17 protein-coding genes are annotated in these 20,019 nt (G+C 65.4%); 10 read left to right on the forward strand and 7 right to left on the reverse strand.

Translation table 11 applies throughout. From position 1 onward, the window contains the following. Positions 1–24 precede the first annotated feature (24 nt). The 5 genes from AC1DN9_RS10690 to AC1DN9_RS10710 all read left to right on the forward strand — a co-directional run bounded on the left by AC1DN9_RS10690 (position 25) and on the right by AC1DN9_RS10710 (position 9,795). Positions 25–3,642: an indolepyruvate ferredoxin oxidoreductase family protein gene (locus tag AC1DN9_RS10690; protein ID WP_478099868.1), complete on the forward strand. Its 3,618-nt coding sequence runs from the start codon at positions 25–27 to the stop codon at positions 3,640–3,642. A 210-nt stretch (positions 3,643–3,852) separates the two neighbouring features. Further along, positions 3,853–4,182 carry a preprotein translocase subunit YajC gene (gene yajC / locus AC1DN9_RS10695; RefSeq protein ID WP_478099870.1) on the forward strand — a complete coding sequence of 110 codons (330 nt, stop codon included), beginning with the start codon at positions 3,853–3,855 and terminating at the stop codon, positions 4,180–4,182. Between the two features lie 223 nt (positions 4,183–4,405). After that, entirely contained in the window at positions 4,406–6,283 is a 1,878-nt protein-coding gene (secD, locus tag AC1DN9_RS10700) for a protein translocase subunit SecD (protein WP_478099872.1), read from the forward strand. 12 nt (positions 6,284–6,295) lie between these two features. Further along, positions 6,296–7,249 (forward strand): protein translocase subunit SecF, encoded by a 954-nt coding sequence (secF, locus tag AC1DN9_RS10705; RefSeq protein ID WP_478099874.1) that lies wholly within the window; start codon positions 6,296–6,298, stop codon positions 7,247–7,249. Positions 7,250–7,380: 131 nt separating this feature from the next. Further along, positions 7,381–9,795, forward strand: a complete 2,415-nt coding sequence (locus AC1DN9_RS10710; protein WP_478099876.1) for a DUF1631 family protein — start codon at positions 7,381–7,383, stop codon at positions 9,793–9,795. A 136-nt stretch (positions 9,796–9,931) separates the two neighbouring features. Here the strand turns inward: AC1DN9_RS10710 and AC1DN9_RS10715 are convergent, their stop codons facing one another. The 3 genes from AC1DN9_RS10715 to AC1DN9_RS10725 form a co-directional block, all read right to left on the reverse strand. Continuing rightward, on the reverse strand, positions 9,932–10,447 hold the full coding sequence (locus AC1DN9_RS10715) for a Smg family protein (protein ID WP_478099878.1): 516 nt from the start codon (positions 10,445–10,447) through the stop codon (positions 9,932–9,934). A gap of 70 nt (positions 10,448–10,517) precedes the next feature. Beyond that, on the reverse strand, positions 10,518–11,672 hold the full coding sequence (dprA, locus tag AC1DN9_RS10720; RefSeq protein WP_478099880.1) for a DNA-processing protein DprA: 1,155 nt from the start codon (positions 11,670–11,672) through the stop codon (positions 10,518–10,520). Positions 11,673–11,690: 18 nt separating this feature from the next. Further along, positions 11,691–12,911, reverse strand: coding sequence for a LysM peptidoglycan-binding domain-containing protein (locus AC1DN9_RS10725; RefSeq protein ID WP_478099882.1), 1,221 nt, complete (start codon positions 12,909–12,911; stop codon positions 11,691–11,693). 160 nt (positions 12,912–13,071) lie between these two features. On the opposite strand from AC1DN9_RS10725, the gene def reads away from it, so the two are divergent. From def to AC1DN9_RS10750, 5 genes are read left to right on the forward strand one after another with little or no spacing between them, the layout of a single operon-like run. Then, on the forward strand, positions 13,072–13,605 hold the full coding sequence (gene def, locus AC1DN9_RS10730; RefSeq protein WP_478099884.1) for a peptide deformylase: 534 nt from the start codon (positions 13,072–13,074) through the stop codon (positions 13,603–13,605). 2 nt (positions 13,606–13,607) lie between these two features. Next, a complete protein-coding gene (locus AC1DN9_RS10735) occupies positions 13,608–14,102 on the forward strand; it encodes a hypothetical protein (RefSeq protein WP_478099886.1) in 495 nt (164 codons plus the stop codon). A gap of 7 nt (positions 14,103–14,109) precedes the next feature. Then, positions 14,110–15,063: a methionyl-tRNA formyltransferase gene (gene fmt / locus AC1DN9_RS10740; protein WP_478099888.1), complete on the forward strand. Its 954-nt coding sequence runs from the start codon at positions 14,110–14,112 to the stop codon at positions 15,061–15,063. Then, complete coding sequence (locus AC1DN9_RS10745; RefSeq protein WP_478099890.1) at positions 15,063–15,803, forward strand: AzlC family ABC transporter permease; 741 nt, start codon at positions 15,063–15,065, stop codon at positions 15,801–15,803. The genes fmt and AC1DN9_RS10745 overlap by 1 nt, the downstream gene beginning before the upstream one ends. After that, entirely contained in the window at positions 15,800–16,156 is a 357-nt protein-coding gene (locus AC1DN9_RS10750; protein WP_478099892.1) for an AzlD domain-containing protein, read from the forward strand. Before AC1DN9_RS10745 ends, AC1DN9_RS10750 begins: the two co-directional genes overlap by 4 nt. 10 nt (positions 16,157–16,166) lie before the next feature. Here the strand turns inward: AC1DN9_RS10750 and AC1DN9_RS10755 are convergent, their stop codons facing one another. The 4 genes from AC1DN9_RS10755 to AC1DN9_RS10770 are packed head-to-tail and all read right to left on the reverse strand — an operon-like array spanning position 16,167 to position 20,018. Next, on the reverse strand, positions 16,167–17,147 hold the full coding sequence (locus AC1DN9_RS10755) for a Bug family tripartite tricarboxylate transporter substrate binding protein (protein WP_478099894.1): 981 nt from the start codon (positions 17,145–17,147) through the stop codon (positions 16,167–16,169). 42 nt (positions 17,148–17,189) lie between these two features. Next, positions 17,190–18,149 (reverse strand): MBL fold metallo-hydrolase, encoded by a 960-nt coding sequence (locus AC1DN9_RS10760; protein WP_478099896.1) that lies wholly within the window; start codon positions 18,147–18,149, stop codon positions 17,190–17,192. Next, on the reverse strand, positions 18,146–18,364 hold the full coding sequence (locus tag AC1DN9_RS10765) for a DUF2783 domain-containing protein (protein ID WP_478099898.1): 219 nt from the start codon (positions 18,362–18,364) through the stop codon (positions 18,146–18,148). The genes AC1DN9_RS10760 and AC1DN9_RS10765 overlap by 4 nt, the downstream gene beginning before the upstream one ends. A 13-nt stretch (positions 18,365–18,377) precedes the next feature. After that, positions 18,378–20,018: an FAD-dependent oxidoreductase gene (locus tag AC1DN9_RS10770; RefSeq protein ID WP_478099900.1), complete on the reverse strand. Its 1,641-nt coding sequence runs from the start codon at positions 20,016–20,018 to the stop codon at positions 18,378–18,380. Position 20,019 lies beyond the last annotated feature (1 nt).

A 20,019-nucleotide genomic window follows, 5' to 3' on the forward strand; every position in this document is an offset into this window, starting at 1 on the left:
CACTGGACACTGGAGACAAACACGATGAATGCACCGCTGCCCGAGCACATTCGCAAGGCCCTGGAAACGGTCACGCTCGACGACAAATATTCACTCGATTACGGCCGCGCTTTCATGAGCGGCGTGCAGGCCCTGGTCAAGCTGCCGATGCTGCAGCGCTTGCGCGACCAGCAGCAGGGCAAGAACACGGCGGGCTTCATCAGCGGCTATCGCGGCTCGCCGCTCGGCGGCTACGACCAGGCGCTCTGGAAGGCCAGCAAGTTCCTCAAGGAACAGAACATCGTCTTCCAGCCGGGCGTGAACGAAGAGCTGGCGGCCACCGCGCTATGGGGCACGCAGCAACTCGGCTTCTCACCGGCCGGCACCAACAAGTTCGACGGCGTCTTCGGCATCTGGTACGGCAAGGGCCCCGGCGTGGACCGTTGCTCCGACGTCTTCAAGCACGCCAACATGGCCGGGACCACCGCCTGGGGCGGCGTTATCGCGGTGGCCGGTGACGACCACATCTCCAAGAGTTCGACCGCGGCGCACCAGAGCGACCACATCTTCAAGGCGTGCGGCACGCCCGTGTTCTTCCCGGCGAACGTGCAGGACATCCTGGACCTCGGCATCCACGCCTTCGCGATGAGCCGTTTCGCCGGCATCTGGTCGGGCATGAAGACGATCCAGGAGATCGTCGAATCGAGCGCCACGGCGATGATCGATCCCGAGCGCGTCGAGATCGTGACGCCCACCGACTTCCAGATGCCGCCCGGCGGCTTGCACATCCGCTGGCCCGACCATGCGCTGGAGCAGGAAGCGCGGCTGATGCACTACAAGTGGTACGCCGCGCTCGCCTACATCCGCGCGAACCGCCTCAACCACAACGTGATCGAAGGGCCGAACGACCGCTTCGGCATCATGGCCAGCGGCAAAGCCTTCAACGACACCCGCCAGGCGCTGATCGACCTGGGCCTGGACGATGCGGCCTGCCGCCAACTCGGCATCCGGTTGCACAAGGTGGCGGTGGTGTGGCCGCTGGAGGCGCAACTCACGCGCGCCTTCGCCACCGGCCTGCAGGAGATCCTCGTGGTCGAGGAAAAGCGCCAGGTCATCGAATACCAGCTCAAGGAAGAGCTCTATAACTGGCGCCCTGATGTGCGGCCCAACGTGGTCGGCAAGTTCGACGAAGGCGAAGTGCATCAGGCCGAAGGCTATTCGGGCGGCGAATGGTCGATGCCCAATCCGACCGCGCACACGCTGCTGCGCGCCAATGCCGACCTGAACCCTGCGCTGATCGCCAAGGCCATTGCCCAGCGTCTCAAGAAGACCGGCATCCTCGCCGCCGCGGGCGCGGACATGGCTGCGCGCATCGACGCGCAACTCGCGATTCTCGAAGCCAAGGAGCGCGCCATGGCGGCGCCGCAGACGATCGGCGTGGCCGACGCGACGCGCCAGCCCTGGTTCTGCTCGGGCTGCCCGCACAACACCAGCACCGTGGTGCCCGAAGGTTCGCGCGCCATGGCCGGCATCGGCTGCCACTTCATGGCCACCTGGATGGACCGTTCGACCATCGGCTTCACGCAGATGGGCGGCGAGGGCGTGCCGTGGGTCGGCCAGCAACCTTTCACGACGGACCAGCACATCTTCGCCAACCTGGGCGACGGCACCTACTTCCACAGTGGCCTTCTGGCGATCCGCCAGAGCATCGCCGCCGGGGTGAACATCACCTACAAGATCCTCTACAACGACGCGGTCGCCATGACCGGTGGCCAGCAGGTCGGCGAGCGGCCGGAAGGTCATTCGGTGCTGCAGATTGCCGAAAGCCTGCATGCCGAAGGTGCGGTCAAGGTGGTCGTGGTCACCGACGAGCCCGAGAAATACGAGGGCGTGAACGTGCCCGGCGAGAACGTCAAGGTGCGTCATCGCGACGAACTGGACGAGATCCAGCGCGAGTTCCGCGAGATCAAGGGCACGACGGCCATCATCTATGACCAGACCTGTGCGACCGAAAAGCGCCGTCGCCGCAAGCGCGGCACGGCCGTCGATCCGGCCAAGCGCGTCGTCATCAACGAACTGGTCTGTGAAGGCTGCGGCGACTGCAGCGTGCAGAGCAACTGCCTGTCGGTCGAGCCCCTCGAAACCGAGTTCGGCCGCAAGCGCACGATCAACCAGAGCACCTGCAACAAGGACATGAGCTGCCTCAAAGGCTTCTGCCCGAGCTTCGTCACCGTCGAGGGCAGCAAGCTCAAGAAGAAGTCGAAGACCAAGGGCTCGTCGCCGGTCGAACTCGGTGCACTGACAGAGCCGGCGATTCCCTCGCTCGCTGGCGGACAGGTCTGGGGCATCGTGGTGGCGGGCGTCGGTGGCACCGGCGTGATCACCATCGGACAGTTGCTCGGCATGGCCGCGCACATCGAAGGCAAGGGCATCGTCACGCAGGATGCGGCGGGCCTCGCTCAAAAGGGCGGCGCCACCTGGAGCCACGTGCTGATCGGCGACACGCAGGACGACATCCGCACCACGCGCGTCGGCACGGCGGCGGCCGACCTGATCCTGGCCTGCGACCCGCTGGTCAGCGTCAATGCCGAAACGACGGCGCGCATGCGCGAAGGGCGCACGCACGTGGCCCTCAACAGCCACAGCAGTCCGACGGCGGCCTTCGTGCGCAACGCCAACTGGCAGAACCCGCAGGACACCTGCGCCGCCGAGATCGCCCGTGCGGTCGGCGTCGATGCGGTTGGTGCATTCGATGCCGACGCCGCCGCGACCTCGCTCATGGGCGACAGCATCTACGTCAACCCGATGATCCTGGGCTACGCCTGGCAGAAGGGGTGGATTCCGCTCGAACTCGCTTCGCTGATGCGGGCGATCGAACTCAACGCCGTGGCCGTCGACAACAACAAGGCGGCCTTCGAGTGGGGCCGCCAGGCCGCGCAACGGCCGGTGGAACTGCAAAAGCGCGTCCAGCCGGGCCAGATCATCGAATTCAAGAAGCGCGAGTCGATCGACACCCTGGTGGCGCGCCGCGTCGAATTCCTGACCGGCTACCAGAACGCGGCCTACGCTGAACAGTACAAGACGTACATCGCCAAGGTGCAGAAGGCGGAATCGGCGCTGGGCAAGACCAGCCTGAGCGAAGCCGTCGCGCGCTATCTGTTCAAGCTGATGGCTTACAAGGACGAGTACGAAGTCGCCCGCCTGCACACCGACCGCAGCTTCCTCGAACGCGTCGAAGGAATGTTCGAGGGCCAGATGGGCAAGGATTTCAAGCTCAACTACCACCTCGCGCCGCCCATCATCGCCAAGAGGAACGCCAAGGGCGAGTTGCAAAAGCAGAAGTTCGGCCCCGCGATGCTGACCGGCTTCCGGCTGCTCGCAAAGTTGAAGGGCCTGCGCGGAACGGCATTGGACATCTTCGGTCGCACCGACGAGCGCAAGACCGAGCGCGCCCTGATCGGCGAATACCGCGCGAGCATCGACGAAGTGCTCACCAGCCTGAACGCCGCGAACCATGCGGCAGCCGTCGAGATTGCGAGCCTGCCCGAGCAGATTCGCGGCTACGGCCACGTGAAGGACCGTCATTTGGCCGCCGCCCGCGTCCGCTGGGCCGACCTGATGGCCAAGTGGCGCAATCCGCAGGCCGTCAAGGCCGCTGCCTGAGCGTCACGAGCGGCCTCCAGCCGCTGGGCTGAATGCCCTTGATCGCCTCGCCAGGTTCCCCCCGGCGGGTCGGGTGCCGCCGAATACAATGCTCGGTGCTGTGCGCGGCCGGGCCGCGCTGCGCGGCTGGTTTTCGCACTGCTGCGGACCCGCGGGACCTCTTGTATTGGAGGCCGGCGCTCTTATTTCTTCCCTCTGCTGGAGACTCCCTTGTTCATTTCCTCTGCTTTCGCCCAGACCGCACCCGCTGCCGGAGGCGGCGACATGATGTCCTCGCTCGGCAGCATGCTGCCGCTGGTCCTCATGTTCGTGGTGCTGTACTTCGTCATGATCCGTCCGCAGATGAAGCGCCAGAAAGAAGCCCGCGCCATGATCGAGGCCCTCGCCAAGGGCGATGAGGTCGCGACGTCCGGCGGCATCCTCGGCAAGATCACCCAGATCGGCGAGCAGTACCTGACCATCGAAATTGCCAAGGGCATCGAAGTGCAGATCCAGCGCAGCGCCGTCGTCCAGGTCCTGCCCAAGGGCGCAATCAAGTAATGGCTCGCCCCCAGGTTGGCTCACTTCGTGTAGCCGCCCACCCCCTACCGGGGGCAACACCAGCGGCCCGGCAAAGCCGGTTCCGCGGTGTTTCACCAACGGGCCTGGCTTTGCCGGCCGAAATTCATGAGCAGTGACTTTATTTCCCATGCGCCGCATGTAGCGCCCCCGGTAGGGGGTGGGCGGCTACACGAAGTGAGCCAACCTGGGGGCGAGTAAAAACATGAACAGATATCCGGTCTGGAAGTACGCGATCATCGTGATCGTGCTGCTCGTGGGGCTGATTTACGCCCTGCCCAATTTCTTCGGCGAGGCGCCTGCGGTGCAGGTGTCGGCGGCCAAGTCGACCGTCAAGGTCGACGCCAGCACCCAGACCCGGGTCGCGGAGGCGCTCAAGGCCGCCGGCCTCGCGCCCGACCTGTTGACGCTCGACGCCACTTCCGTGCGTGCGCGTTTCACCAACACCGACGACCAGCTCAAGGCGCGGGACGTCCTCCAGCACGCGCTGGTGCCGGATCCGAGCGAGCCGCCCTACGTCGTCGCGCTCAACCTGCTTTCGCGCTCGCCGTCCTGGCTATCGGCGCTGCACGCCTTTCCGATGTATCTGGGCCTCGACCTTCGTGGTGGTGTCGACTTCCTGCTGCAGGTCGACATGAAGGGCGCCATGGACAAGAAGGCCGAATCCTTCGCGAGTGACATTCGGACGGGGCTGCGCGACAAGAGCGTGCGCGGCACGTCGGTCACGCGCGTCGACCAGACCATCGACATGCGATTCCGCGACACCGCCGGTCTGCAAGCGGCCAAGGCCCTGTTGCAGGACCAGTTCCCCGATCTCACGACGGTCGAGAGCCAGGAAGGCACCGACTTCAAGCTTGTCGCCTCCATCAAGCCGGAGGCCGCGCGGCGCCTGCAGGACGCGGCGCTCAAGCAGAACATCACGACGCTGCACAACCGGATCAATGAGCTCGGCGTGGCCGAACCGGTGATCCAGCAGCAGGGGCTGGACCGCATCGTGGTGCAGTTGCCCGGCGTGCAGGACACGGCCAAGGCCAAGGACATCCTGGGCCGCACCGCCACCCTCGAAATGCGCCTCGTCGACGAGAGCGCCGAGGGCCGCGCGGCCGAAATGGGCACGGGGCCGGTGCCTTTCGGCTCCGAGAAATTCCTCGATCGCCAGGGCCGCGCCGTGATCGTCAAGAAGCAGGTGCTGGTGACGGGCGAGAACCTCACCGATGCGCAACCCGGCTTCGACTCGCAGACGCAGCAACCCAAGGTCGACCTGACGATGGACGCGAAGGGCGGCCGCATCATGCGCGACGTCAGCCGCGAGAACTATCGCAAGCGCATGGCGATGCTGATCTTCGAAAAGGGCAAGGGCGAAGTGCTGACGGCGCCCTCGATCAACGGCGAACTGGGCAACCGCTTCCAGATCTCGGGTTCGATGAGCGTCGTCGAAGCCAACGACCTCGCGCTGCTGCTGCGCGCCGGTTCGCTCGCTGCGCCGATGGAGATCATCCAGGAACGCACGATCGGTCCGAGCCTGGGCGCCGACAACATCAAGAAGGGCTTCGACAGCGTGATGTACGGCTTCATCGCCATCATGGTGTTCATGTGCCTCTACTACGCGCTCTTCGGCGTGTTCTCGTCGATCGCACTGGCGGTCAACCTGTTGTTGCTGGTGGCGGTCCTTTCGATGCTGCAGGCCACGCTGACCTTGCCCGGTATCGCGGCCATGGCGCTCGCGATCGGCGTGGCGATCGACTCCAACGTGCTGATCAATGAACGGATCCGCGAGGAACTGCGCGGCGGGGCCACGCCGCAGGCGGCGATCCATTCGGGCTATGACCGCGCGTGGGGCACGATTCTCGACTCCAACGTGACCACGCTGATCGCGGGCATTGCCCTGCTGGCCTTCGGTTCAGGACCGATCCGCGGCTTCGCCGTCGTGCATTGCATCGGCATCGTCACATCGATGTTCTCCGCCGTGTTCTTCTCGCGCGGGCTCGTCAACTTCTGGTACGGCAGCAAGAAGAAGCTCAAGACCCTGTCGATCGGCACCGTCTGGAAGCCGGGCAATCAGGTCGTGCCCGACGCGAAATAAGAGAGACAGAAAATGGAGTTCTTCCGAATCCACAGGACCATCCCGTTCATGCGCCACGCGCTGGTGCTGAACGCGATCTCCCTCATCACCTTCTTGCTGGCGGTGTTCTTCCTGCTCCATCGCGGCCTGCATCTGTCGGTGGAGTTCACGGGCGGCACGGTGATGGAGGTCGCCTACCAGCAGTCGGTCGACGTCGGAAAGGTGCGCGAGACCATCTCCAAGCTCGGCTACGCGGACGTGCAGGTGCAGAACTTCGGCACCTCGCGCGACGTCCAGATCCGCCTGCCGGTGCAAAAGGGCCAGACCTCGGCCCAGCAGAGCACCCAGGTCATGGACGCCCTCAAGGCGGTCGATCCGTCGGCAACGCTGCGCGGCACCGAATTCGTCGGGCCGCAGGTCGGCGAAGAGTTGACCACCAACGGCCTCAAGGCGCTGGGCATGGTGGTGGTCGGCATCATGATCTACCTGGCCTTCCGCTTCGAATGGAAGTTCGCCCTCGCGACCGTGCTGGCCAACCTGCACGATGTGGTGATCATCCTGGGCTTCTTCGCCTTCTTCCAGTGGGAGTTCTCGCTGGCGGTGCTTGCGGCGGTGCTGGCGGTGCTGGGCTACTCGGTCAACGAGTCCGTGGTCATTTTTGACCGGGTCCGCGAGAACTTCCGTCGTTATCGCAAGATGACCACCCGCGAGGTCATCGACAACGCGATCACGTCGACCATCAGCCGAACCATCATCACCCACGGTTCGACCCAGCTCGTGGTGCTCTCGATGTTCTTCTTCGGCGGTCCCACGCTGCACTACTTTGCGCTGGCGCTGACCATCGGGATTCTGTTCGGCATTTATTCGTCAGCCTTCGTGGCGGCCGCCATTGCCATGTGGCTGGGCGTGAAGCGCGAGGATCTGGTGAAGGGGCCGATCAAGCGGGAAGGGGACCCGGACGATCCGAATGCCGGCGCAACCGTGTGAGCTGTCAACTTTTCGGCCCGGCACGTGTGTTGCGTTGGGGTTGCCGAGCATTGCCGGCTCTTGTGCGGTTACGTTTCCCGATGCAAGCTCGCGTGATTGCCCAATCGAATTAATTGCCGTCCTGTTCATCCATGCCCACGCGGTCCCACGCTTCTTCCCTCCAACTTTCCCGCGAAACGCGCGAGCTTTTCGTTGCCGCCACCGAGGGGGTGATCGAGCCGGTGGCCCATGCGATCCGGGAGCGGCTGGTTGCGCTGGCTGCACAAGTCGGTAATGCGCGCGACATGCAGGAGAACCGCGACGGATTCCTGGCGTTCCAGGCGAACGGGTCGAACTGGGTCAAGGAGTCGCAGGCCGCCTGGCGAAAGGCGCTGGCCAGCAGCAGCCCGACCGGAACGGCGTCCAATTCCCTCTCGCGCCTCGAGTTGATTGGCGACGAAGTGGTCGAAACCGGGATCCTTTCGTCGCGACTCGCGCAGTCCATCCAGGACAAGGCCAATTTCGAACTCAATGACCTGCGCTTGCGGATCCAGCACCTGGAAGGGACCCATGAGCTCGATGCCAAGGACATCCTGAAACCCGAGGCCTTGGCCAAGGTGCTGGTCGACAAATGGCTGGCCGTGGGTTTGAGCCGCGAACTGTGGGGCAAGGTCCAGGATCAGGTGCAGTCGCACATGGTCGATACCGTCGTCAAGGCCTACAAGGATGCCAACGCCTTCCTCGTCGGGAAGGACGTGATGCCCGAGATCGACCTCAAGAGCTTTGTCCGGCGAACAGGCTCGGTCAGTTCGGGCGCCGCCGCTCTTGGCGGCAGCTTCGCTCATGCCGCCAGCGCGCCGATGGGTATTGCGGGGCAACAACAAGCCCAGCCCGTGCGTGGCGGCTTCGGCGCACCGCCAGGGAGTTTCGCGCCGGCCGCGATCGGTGTCGGCATGGGCCGCGGTGCAAGCGGGCAGGGACTGCCCGGCGGCGACACGATGCTCGTGACCGGCGGCTCGCCGCTGCTGATGGCCCGTCAGCGCGCGCAGGGCGTCCTGCTCAATCTCAAGCGATTCGTGACGGCTCGCATCGGCGGTGACATCGCGCAGCAGCGCCTGGCGGCCGGGGGCGAAATGGTGGGTGGCGGCGGGGTCGGCGCCATGGGCGGCGGCGTCGGCGGCGGCGCACCGGCCTTCGCTGCGGCCATCGCAGATGCGGAAGCAGCCTACCAAGTCGCGTCCTCGCAGTACGTCGTGGGCGATCAGGCCGCTGCCGTTCACAACGCCTCGAACGAGCTTCGGCGGCGCAGCACCGAGCTGAAGAAGAAGGCGCCGACGACGGCGGACAAGGCGACCGTGGAGATCGTGGCGCTGATGTTCCAGGCCATCCTCGCCGAGGAGCGCATTCCTTTCTCGGCGCGTGTGTGGTTCGCGCGGCTCCAGATGCCCGTCCTGCGCGTGGCCATCGCCGAGCCCGAGTTCTTCGGCACCCTGCAGCATCCGGCCCGCATGTTGATCGACCGCATGGGTTCGTGCGTGATGGGCTTCGACGCGGCCGCCATTTCCGGCAGCGCCTTGGAAGGCGAGATCCGCCGTGTCGTGCAGGTGATCGAGCAATATCCGGAAACCGGCCAGCGCGTGTTCAAGCTGGTGTTCGACGAATTCGTCGCCTTCCTCAACAAGTACCTCACGCAGAGCGACACCACCCAGAAGGTGATGAGCGTGGCACAGCAGGTCGAGCAGAAGGAGACGATGGCGATCCAGTACACCATCGAGTTGCGCAAGATGCTCAACGACATGCCGGTACGCGAGGAGATCCGCGAATTCCTGTTCAAGGTCTGGGCCGAAGTGCTGGCCATCGCGGCCCTGCGCTACGGGCCGCAGGACGAGCAGACGGTGACACTGAAGCGCTCCGCCTCCGATCTTGTGTGGGCCGCAAGCGCCAAGCCGAACCGCAACGACCGCACCCGCGTGATCCAGGATCTTCCCAAGCTGCTCCAGCGCCTGCGCCAGGGCATGACGCTGCTGGGCATCGTCGGTGACCCCCAGGAAGCGCACATCAAGACCATCGGCGCGACCCTGTCCGATGCCTTCATGTCGAAGACCGAAGCCATCCCGCAGGCAAAGATCGAGGCCATGGCCAAGCGGCTCGCCAACCTTGAAGATTTCGTATCCGACGAAAGTGCGACCGACCTGCCCCTGGACGCCGCGAGCATCGAACTCCTGCTCGGCGTCGACGCCGCCTCGATCGAGGTGGTGCCCGACACCGGCACCAAGGTCAGCGAGGACATGCTCGCCTGGGCGCACGAACTCCAGGTCGGCAACTGGTTCATGCTCGACCACAACGACCGCGTGAGCCAGGTCCAATTCGTCTGGCGCAGCGACCGCAAGCAACTGCACCTCTTCGCCTCCAGCGACGGTCGCAGCTTCCTGATCCAGGTCGGAAGGCTAGCGTCTTACCTCCAAGCAGGCCTGTTGGTGCCGGCAGAAGAAGAAACGCTGACGGTACGCGCAACCCGCGAAGCCCTGGCCAAGCTAGACGCCAACCCCGAACGCCTACTGAACTAGCGGTTCCGCCCGCGGCCGACGAAGTCAGCCCCGTTCGTGAAACACCGCGGAACCGGCTTGGCCGGGCCGCTGGTGTTGCCCCCGGTAGGGGGTGGGCGCCCGACACGAAGTGCGGGCAACCTGGGGGCGAGCTCAGTCAATGCGCCACGCGTGAACTACTGTCGTCGCACAGTTCGTCAAGCACCAGCGCATCGGGCTCGACGCCGGTGCTCCAATGCACCATCAGCACGATGATCTTGAGTTCGTCGAGCGACAGTGGCTCGCTTGGGGTCGCCATCGCGCGTTCGATCACGATCTCGCGCATGCCGGCAGGCAGGACGCCGGCCGATTCCAGAAAGCTGATGAAGCCCAGGCATTCGGCGCCGATGTGCGTCTGCTCGACGCTCGAATAGACCCGAATCGATCCCGGGGACGGGGCCATCACGTCATCGCTCCGGCTTCGAATGCTCACGGTGGCGGTGGCCCTGTCGGCATGCCTGCTGAGTTGGATACCCTGGGTCGCGAGACTCAGTCCGTCGAGCCATTGCAGCGCATCGCGGATCTCTTCGGCATCGAAGCCTTGCGCGCTGAGCTTGCGCCCCAATTGCTCGGGCTCGGGGCACGCGTCGCCGCGCCAGTAGTTTTCGTAGACAAACACAAGCACTTCGAACATGGGTTCAATATAGCCCACCCGGGCTCTCAAAAGTTGCGTCAACACGACGACATGCAGGCAGCCCAGCGGCTCAAGCAGCGGCGACGCGCTGGAACAACCCTCCAGGCAGGCGGGCGACGCGCCCGTCCAGTTCAAGTTCGAGCAATCGAGCCTGAAGCTCCGCAGCGCTGTAGCCTGTGCGGGCGCAGAGCGCATCGAGGCTCACCGGATCGAAGCCCATTTCGCCCAGCAGACCGGATTCGCCACCGTCCGCAGGTTCCGCGTGAAGCGTTGGCTGGGGGGATGTCCCGGATGAAGGCGCCGGCGATGCATCGAAGCGCAATTCTTCGAGCACATCGCCAACGGACTCGACCAGCTTCGCGCCCTGTCGGATGAGCGCATGGCAGCCGCGCGACTGCGGTGAATGGATCGACCCCGGTATCGCGAACACCTCCCTGCCCTGTTCCGCCGCGAGCCGTGCAGTGATCAGCGAGCCCGATCGAAGGGCAGCCTCCACCACCAGCGTGCCGCGCGACAGGCCGGCGATGATGCGATTGCGCTTGGGGAAGTTCTGGTTGAGCGGCGGTGTTCCTAACGAATACTCGCTCACGATCAGGCCCTGGGCCGCGATGCGATGCGCGAGTTCGCGATGCCGGGCAGGGTAGACGCGATCCAGCCCGGTTCCCACCACCGCAACGGTTGCCAGCCGGTCAGGTCCGCCGCTCGCCTCCAGCGCGCCTGTGTGCGCAGCGCCATCGACACCCAGCGCGAGGCCGGACACAACCGTGATGCCCGCTTCGCCGAAGGCCCGCGCGAAAGCGCGCGCGTTCTCCGCGCCCTGGGCCGTGGGGTTGCGGCTGCCAACCATGGCAATGCTGCGATCGAGTTGCGTCAGGTCGAATTGCGGTGCGCCCAGCAGGTAGAGCATCAACGGCGGATCGGCCATTTCCAGCAGCGACGCCGGATAGCCCGCATCGCCCAGGGTCAGGATGCGTCTGGTCGCACCTTGACTGTCGGTGTGCTGCAGCCATTCGAGCGTCTTGTCGAGGAGCGCAGGCAGTTCCGCCGGCTCCCGAAGCAGCGCTTGCACTTGCGCCTCTGTCGCGACCTGCTGCAGCGCGCCCGGCGTCTGCCGGAAGACCTCGGCAGGCAGGCCGAAAGCCGCGAGCAGCCTCCGGCCCGCTGTACTGCCGATGCCCGGCGTCAGCGATAGCCTCAGCCAGCTTGCTAGCTCTTCACGCTCCACGCGAAAGCAAAGCGACCATCAGGGGTTGACCAGCAGGTCGCCCGGCTTCGGCGCGTCGCTGATCTCGAGCACCAATGCGTAGGAGGCCTTTTCGAATGGGCGGAACACCATCAGCAGGCCGATGCGCTCATTCGGCAGCTTCACGACTTGCTTTCCGGAGTAGGTGGTGTTGGACGCGCGATCGACGACGGTTTCGCCGTTCTTGAGGATCGCAAGCACATGACCGGCTTCGATGCCGTCGCGTGTGCCCTTGTTGATCACCACCACCTGGTTCTGCGCCACGTACTGCACGGCATTGCCGTACACCGAGACGATGCGCCCGTTGATCACCTGTTCCGGTGCGCGCGGTGCATAGCTCATCAGCTGGCGTTGCGGCTCCGGCAGGAGACGGTCGCCGGCGCGCATTTCCTCGCGTGCCGCAACGATGTCGATGGTCGCCGGGACGACATTCGTGACTTCCTTGCCCTCGACCAGTTGGCCTTCGATCGATTGACTGCGCATGAGCTGCGCCCTGCCGAGGTACGCCGCTTCATAGCCGAGGAGTTCGCCCGTGGCGGGGTCGTTCAGCGGCGTCGCGTTGCGGAAGATACGGAAGGTCTGGATCGGGCCGGGCTGCTCGATCAGTGCCGAATTGGCGTCGCCCAGTGCATAGGCACGGTCGCCGCGGGCCAGGAGCACGCGGCTGTCGTTGCCGGCCACGATGTGCGGCGCAGTGTTGAGCGTGTCCTGGTCGATGATGATCGGCTCGCTCAGGTAAGGCTCGATCAGGCTCGGATTGAGCGTCGGCAGCGCCATGCCCGACAGCGATTCGTACCGTGTGCGCGGCGACAGTTTGACGGTCCCATTGGGGGCGCCGCCACGGCGTGTGCTCAGACGGGCACGGCCGCCGGTCTTGTCGAGATAAAGCACCTGGCCCGGGTAGATCCGATGCGGGTTCGAGATCTCGCTGATATTCATGCCCCAGAGCTCGGGCCAGCGCCACGGACTGCGCAGGTAGAGACGGGAAATCGCCCAGAGCGTGTCGCCGGGCTTGACGGTGTATTCGTCGGGCGCATTGGGGGCCAGCTCGCTGACCGGAATTCCGGCCTGGGCGGTTTGCTGGGCGGTGGCGCGCTGTTGCGGTGTGATCGGATAGGTTTGCGCGGAAGCCGTCGTGACGCCCGTGCCGATGGCGGCGAGGGCTGTCAAGGTGGCGAAAAGGCTGGGACGCAGGTGTTCGTTGATTCGGAATTTATTCATGGTTGATGGTGTGCACACACTGCGCCACGCAGAACGTACGAATCCTCACAATTTGCTACGAATTTTGCGCTGAAGCCCTAGATTGGGCAATGTATATCCCCCGTCTCACATTCGCGCGTCGCGGAAATGGCGAAAATAGCGACAACTTTTCCTCGCTTTCATGGCAAAACGAACCATTTTGAGTTACCCCGATGCGCGGTTGCATACGGTGGCCAAACCGGTGCAGGGTGTCGATGCCCGCATCAAGACCCTGGTCGCCGACATGCTGGAGACGATGTACGACGCCAACGGCATCGGCCTCGCCGCCACGCAGATCGATGTGCATGAGCGCCTGGTCGTGATCGACGTGTCGGAAGAACGCGACAAGCCTGTCGTCCTGATCAACCCGGAGATCGTCTGGGCCAGCGACGACAAGATCATCAACGAAGAAGGCTGCCTGTCCGTGCCGGGCATCTACGACGGAGTCGAGCGTTCCACCGCGGTGCGCGTGACGGCGCTCGACACCGAGGGCGAGTTGCAGACCATCGAGGCCGAAGGCCTGCTGGCTGTCTGCATCCAGCATGAACTCGATCACCTGCTCGGCAAGGTGTTCGTCGAATATCTGTCGCCCTTGAAGCGCAATCGCATCAAGAGCAAGTTGCTCAAGCAGCAACGCGAAGACCAGAAGCTCGACCAGCGCGAAGGGCGGCGTTGATCATGAATCGTCGATGGCTATTGGCCGCAGCATTGACGACGGCCTTGGCCGGTTGCGCAAGCGATCCGACACGGACTGCATTGGGAACGCCGCGGGCCCAGGTGCTGCAGCAAGTGGGCACGCCCACGGCGACCTATCCCTTGCCGGATGGCGGTGAACGGTTGCAATACTCGCGCGCGCCGATGGGATTCGAGGTGTCCAACATCGACGTGGACGCGAGCGGAAAAGTCGTTTCCGTGCGGCAGGAGCTTTTCGAAGGACTGTTCGGCAGCACCATCAAGCCCGGTGTCTGGCGAGAGGCCGACATACTGCGCACCTACGGGCGGCCTTACGAAATCACGCGCGTGACCTCCTTCGACGGCAACGTGTGGAGTTGGCGCTACAAGCACATCAATCAACGGCGCCTTCTCTATATCTACGTCAGTCCGGACGGCGTGGTCGATCACTACAACGTCGGCGACGAGTTTTTCCGAGACCAGATCGGCGTCGGCCGGTGAGCGCCACATGAAGGTCGCGTTCGCGGGTACGCCCGACTTCGCCCGCGTCGCGCTGGAGGCGATTGCAGCGGAGCCCGGGTTCGAGATCGTCCTGACGTTGACCCAGCCCGACCGCCCGGCGGGCCGCGGCATGAAACTGCAAGCTTCGCCGGTCAAGCAGTTCGCGGTCAGCCGCGGTTGGCCGGTAGCGCAGCCGCGCAGCCTGCGGCTCGACGGCAAGTATCCCGACGATGCCTCGGCAGCGCGCGATGCCGTCGCCTGCGCGAAAGCCGACGTGATGGTCGTCGCCGCTTACGGGCTCATCCTTCCCCAGTGGGTGCTGGATGCGCCGCGGCTCGGCTGCCTCAACATTCACGCGAGCCTGCTGCCGCGATGGCGCGGCGCTGCGCCGATCCATCGGGCGATCGAGGCGGGCGATGCCGAGACCGGCGTCACCATCATGCAGATGGACGCCGGCCTCGACACCGGCGACATGCTGCTGCGCGAATCGACCCCCATCGGCGACGACACGACCGCGCGGCTGCACGACCGGCTCGCTGCAATGGGCGGTCGCCTGATCGTGGAAGCCTTGAAGCAGGCCGACGCCGGAACGCTCCACGCCGAGCCCCAGCCGTCTGAAGGCGTGACCTACGCGCACAAGGTCGAGAAGAGCGAGGCGCAGGTGGCGTGGTCGCTGGATGCGGCCACGATCGTGCGTCGCATCCGAGCCTTCGATCCTTTCCCCGGTGCGAGCAGCACGCTGGATGGCGAGACCGTCAAGCTCTGGGCGGCGGAGGCCCGAGGCGAGGCTGCCGACGAGCCGCCGGGCACGGTCCTCGCGGTCTCGTCCACCGGCATCCTCGTCGCCGCCAAGGATTCCGTCGTCGTCATTTCCGAACTGCAGCGTGCCGGTGGCAAGCGCCTACCTGTCGCCGAATTCCTGCGCGGCTTCGATGTGAAGCCCGGGCAGGTTTTCGGCTGATGTTCCTCTCAAAATCCATCCGCCGTCAGCCGGAGTTCCGCGAGGGCCTGCGCGACATGCTGCCGGTCGCCCTCGGCATCGGCGCCTGGGGCCTCATGACCGGTGTGGCAATGCTCCAGGCGGGCATGAGCCTGTTCGAGTCGATCGCGATGACGGTCCTCGTCTACGCCGGAAGCTCGCAACTCGCGGCCATTCCACTGCTGATCGCGGGCGCCCCGGCCTGGGTGATCCTGGCCACGAGCTTCTGCGTCAATCTGCGTTTCGTGGTCTTCAGCTTGCATCTGCGGCCCTACCTCATGCACATGCCGCGCTGGCGCCGCATGACGCACGGCTACCTCACCGCCGACATGAGCTATGCGCTGTTCACCCGCAAGTACGCGCGCCCGCCCGAGTCCGAGGCCGAGCAGCGCGGGCAGGAGGCCTACCTCACCGGCAACTATTGCGTGACCTGGGTTTCGTGGATGGGCCTGAGCCTTCTCGGCATCTTCCTGGCGAACATGATTCCGCCGACCTGGGGCCTGGGCTTCGCCGGTGTGCTGAGCCTGGTCGCGATCGTGTGCTCGATGGCCACGACGCGTCTGCGCATACTGGCCGTGCTGATCGCGGGTGTCACCGCGGTGGCGGCGTATGCATTGCCGCTCAAGCTCAACATCGTCGCCGGCATCGGCGTGGCGGTGCTGCTGTGCTTCTGGCTGGAGAAGCAATTCGGACTCGACCCTGACGCGGAGGACGACAAGTGAACCTGGCGAACCTGGGCGGGGGCCAGACCGATCTGTGGACGCTCGGCGTGATCGTCGGCATGGCCGGCGTCACGGTGCTGACGCGCTGCTTCTTCTTCATCCTCGACCGCCCCTGGGGCCTGCCGGAATGGGCGCATCGGGCGTTGCACTATGCACCCGCGGCCGCGCTCGCCGCGGTGATTGTTCCCGAGATCGTGATGACGCAAGGCCATCTGACCTCGACCCTGCATGACGCCAGGCTTTACGGCGCCGTGGCCGGCACCGCCTATTTCTTCTGGCGGCGCGGCGTGCTGGGGACGATGCTGGCGGGGATGGCGGTCTACCTGCCGTTGCATCTCGGCTTGGGCTGGTAGCGCGGCGATCTCAGTCGAGCTGCACGCCCGAGGTCTTGATGACTTGTCCCCATCTGCCGCTCTCGGCACGCGCGAGCTTGTAGAAGTCCTGCGGCGTTCCGGGGAGCGCCTCGAAGCCGAAGTCCGAGAACAGCTTCACCACCTTCGGCGCCTGCATGGCCTTGTTCAGCTCACTGTTGAGCCGGTTGACGACATCCGGGGGCATGCCGGCCGGACCGATCAGCCCGTGGAAGGCATAGGCGTTGACGTCCTTGAAGCCCAGTTCCGAAAAGGTCGGCACATCGGGCAGCGCGCGTGCGCGCTGCGGCAACGCGATCGCCAGCACGCGGACCTTGCCGGACCGGATGATCGGAAGGCCGGAGGCGAGGTCCAGCATCATGGTTTGCACCTGGCCGCCCATGATGTCGTTCATTGCGGGTGCAGCGCCCTTGTAGGGGACGTGCTGGATGCTGAGGCCCGCCTTCTGCTTGAAAAGCTCCATGGCCATGTGGTGCGGCGAACCGCTGCCCGGCGAGGCATAGCTGACCGAGTCGGGGTGGGCCTTCACGTAGCTCACGAATTCGGCGACCGTCTTCGCCGGGAAGTCCGGATGCACCACGAGTGCCACCGGAAAGCGGCCGATGGTTCCGATGTACGTGAAGTCGGTCGCCGGCTTGTAGGGCAGCTTCGCGAACATGTATTCGTTGAAGAGCAGTGCCGCGTTCTCGGCCTGCATGATCGTGTAGCCGTCGGGCTTGCTCTGCATCATCACCGACACGCCGATGTTGGTCGACGCACCCGGGCGGTTGTCGACGACGATCGGCTGGCCCAGCGAAGGCTGCATCGCCTCCGACAGCGTGCGCGCAAGGTTGTCGGTGCCTCCGCCGGCGGCGTAGGGGACGATCAGGCGAATGGGCTGGTTGGGGTAGGTGGACTGCGCGGCGACATGGCCGGCTGCCGCCATCGCGAACCCCGCGATGAACAGTTGGAAGATGCGTTTCAGGCGATTCATCGGTCTTGTCTCCGTCATGATGTGATGTGTTGAATGCGGCAATCAGCCGCGCAGCGTCTGCCAGAGCTCGCGGTCGCGCTCGGCGGTCCAGATGACCGGGTGCTCGATGCCGCGCAGCTCGTCGTAGGCGCGTGATACGTCGAAGGGCAGCACGTGTTGGAAGACGGGCCAGTCGCCGAAGCGCGGTTTCATTGCTTGCTCGGCGCGCTCGAAGCAGCCGCGAAGGCTGTCGCCCGCGTCGATGCCGGAACGCACGCTGGCGATCAAGGTCGAGAGGAAAGCCTTGGTGAGTTCGATCGCCTCGGCGCACGCTGCCGTGCCTTTCACCACCGCGCCGCGACCGGGCACCAGCACCTCGGGCTTCAGCGCAGCAACGGCCTCCAGCGTGCCCGCCCAATCCTGGATGTAGGCGTCGCCGGCATACACGCCGCAGCGGTTCTCGACGACGTCGCCGGAGAACAGCACGCCGCAGTCGGGCAGCCACGCGACGGTGTCGCCGCCCGAGTGGCCGCGGCCGAGGCACATCAGCCGCACTTCGCGCCGCCCGAGCCACAGGCTCATTTCGCGCTCGAAGCTCATCGTCGGCACCGTGAGGCCGGGAATCTCCTCGACGCCGGCAAAGAGGCGCGGAAAGCGCCCGACCTCCGAATCGAAGTCGGCCTGGCCGCGCTCATGCACCCAGTCGAGCGTGCCCTTGCTGGCGACGATGGCCTGTACATCGTCGAAGGCGCTGGCGCCCATGACGCGGACGGCGTGGTAGTGCGTCAGCACGATGAACTTGATCGGCTTGTCGGTGACGGTGCGGATGTCGGCCAGGAAGTCGCGCGCCATGCGCGGTGTGGGCCGGGTGTCGATCAGCACCACGTGGTCATCGCCGACGATGAAGCCGCAGTTGGGATCGAAGTCGCTGATGTAGCCGTACACGCTGGGCGCAAGCTCGCGCAACTGCGGCTTCTGCTCGCGGGTATCGGAGGCGGAGGCGAAGGAAGCGGATGTGTTCATGCGGGGCTTTGTGAGTTGTTTGGGGAGGCATCGCCGCTTTCGCGCGCGGCGGCGATGCAGTCCAGCAGCACGGCCTGGTCGCCGCACTGGTTGGCCAGCAGCAGGACGAGGCGGGCGTTGAAATCGGCGCTCTGCGCCTCGGTCAGCCCTTCCTGGGCACTGACCCAAGCTGCGTAGAAGCCGTCGGGATCGGGGATGTGGGGTTCGGTGATCATGGTTTTTTGCGTTTCAGCGATGCGCCAGCACGGCGTGGACGGTGGCTGCGATCGATGCCGGCGTGGGCTCTTCCAGCAAGGCGGCGCGATAGGCATCGGGGCGCACGAGGCACAGGCTGCCGGGCATGGCGTTGCCGAGGTGACGCGCCAGTGCCTCGTCGGGCTGCAGCGTGGGCAGTCCGCTGTCTCCGCCAACGGCCACGAGGCGCAGCGGCAACGACGCGACGGCGTCGGTCAGCGCTTCAGCCTGCGCGCGCGTCGGCGCGAACCAGAGGCCGAGGCATTGCGTGCCGTCGGCCAGCAGTTCCATCAGCGTGGTTGGCGTGCCGTCGCGATCGCGCAACGGCAGGTTCTGCACGGTCCGTCCGCCGTAGGGCAAATGAGGTCCGGCGGGATATTCATTGGCCACCGACATGCGACCCGTATTCACCAGCGCACGGGCGAAAGCATGGCGCGACGCGAGCGCGACCACCGCGCGCCGCAGCGTGTGTTCGGCTGGCGATCGCGGTGCAAGGAAGCGCGCCGAGCGACTGGTGACGCGCAGGTTCTCCGTTGCCGCGGGCTGGCGCTCGGCGTCGTAGGTGTCGAGCAGCGCGTCGCCGGCGTGGCCCTGCACGACCAGCGCCAGCTTCCAGCCGAGGTTGGCCGCGTCCTGGATGCCGCTGTTGCCGCCGCGCGCGCCGAAGGGGCTCACGACGTGCGCGGAGTCGCCGATGAAGAGGATGCGCCCGTGGCGGAAGTTGTCGAGCAGGTGGTCCCGGTAGCCATACGGCCCGATCCACACGAACTCGAATTCCACGCCTGGCCCGAGTTGTTCGCGCAGCCGCGCGCCGGCCACTTCGGGCTTGCTGATGTAGGCCGTGTCGCAGTCTTCGGGCATCTGGTAGTCGATGCGCCAGACGCCGTCTCCCATCAGGTGCTGCCAGACCGCGCGGCCTTCATTGAAGGGCGCATCGACCCAGGTCCAGCGCTCGGTCGGCAGCGGCTTCTTGAAGCGTACGTCGCTGATGCACCAGCGGTCGGTGCTGCGCGACGGGTGCGCGTCGATGCCAAGCTGCGTGCGGATCGGGCTATTGGCGCCGGTGGCGTCGATGAGATGGTCAGCTTCGATCGTGTAGTTGCCCGCCGGAGTTTCGATGTCCAGGCGAACGCCGTCTGCGAGCGGCGTCACGTGCGTCGCGCGGTTCTTCCAGCGCAGGTCGGTCTGGCCCAGTTCGAGGATGCGGTCGACCAGGAACCACTCGACGTAGAACTGCTGCAGATTGATGAAGGGCGGCTGCACCGAGATGCTGTCGGTCTTCAGGTTGAAGTTGTAGACCTCCTGCTCGCCGGAGAAGGTGCGGCCGAAAGACCAGGTGATGCCCTTGTCGGCGATGCGCTCGTAGATGCCGAGGCGCGCGAAGATTTCCAGGGACTTCTGCGCGTAGCAGATGCCGCGCGACGAAGCGCCGCGCACGCCGACCGTGTCGTCCTCGTCCAGCAGCACGGCGCGGACGCCGCGGCGGGCAAGGTCGCAGGCCAGCGTCAACCCCGCCGGGCCCGCGCCGACGATCACGATCGGGTGGCGTGCCACTCTCTCATTGTTCAGTTCGGGCGGCGGCACGAACGGCCAGTGCGGCAATTCGTAGTCGGATGCGAAGGTGTAGCTTTCCATC

It is taken from the genome of Variovorax sp. 05L425 (assembly GCF_056397705.1).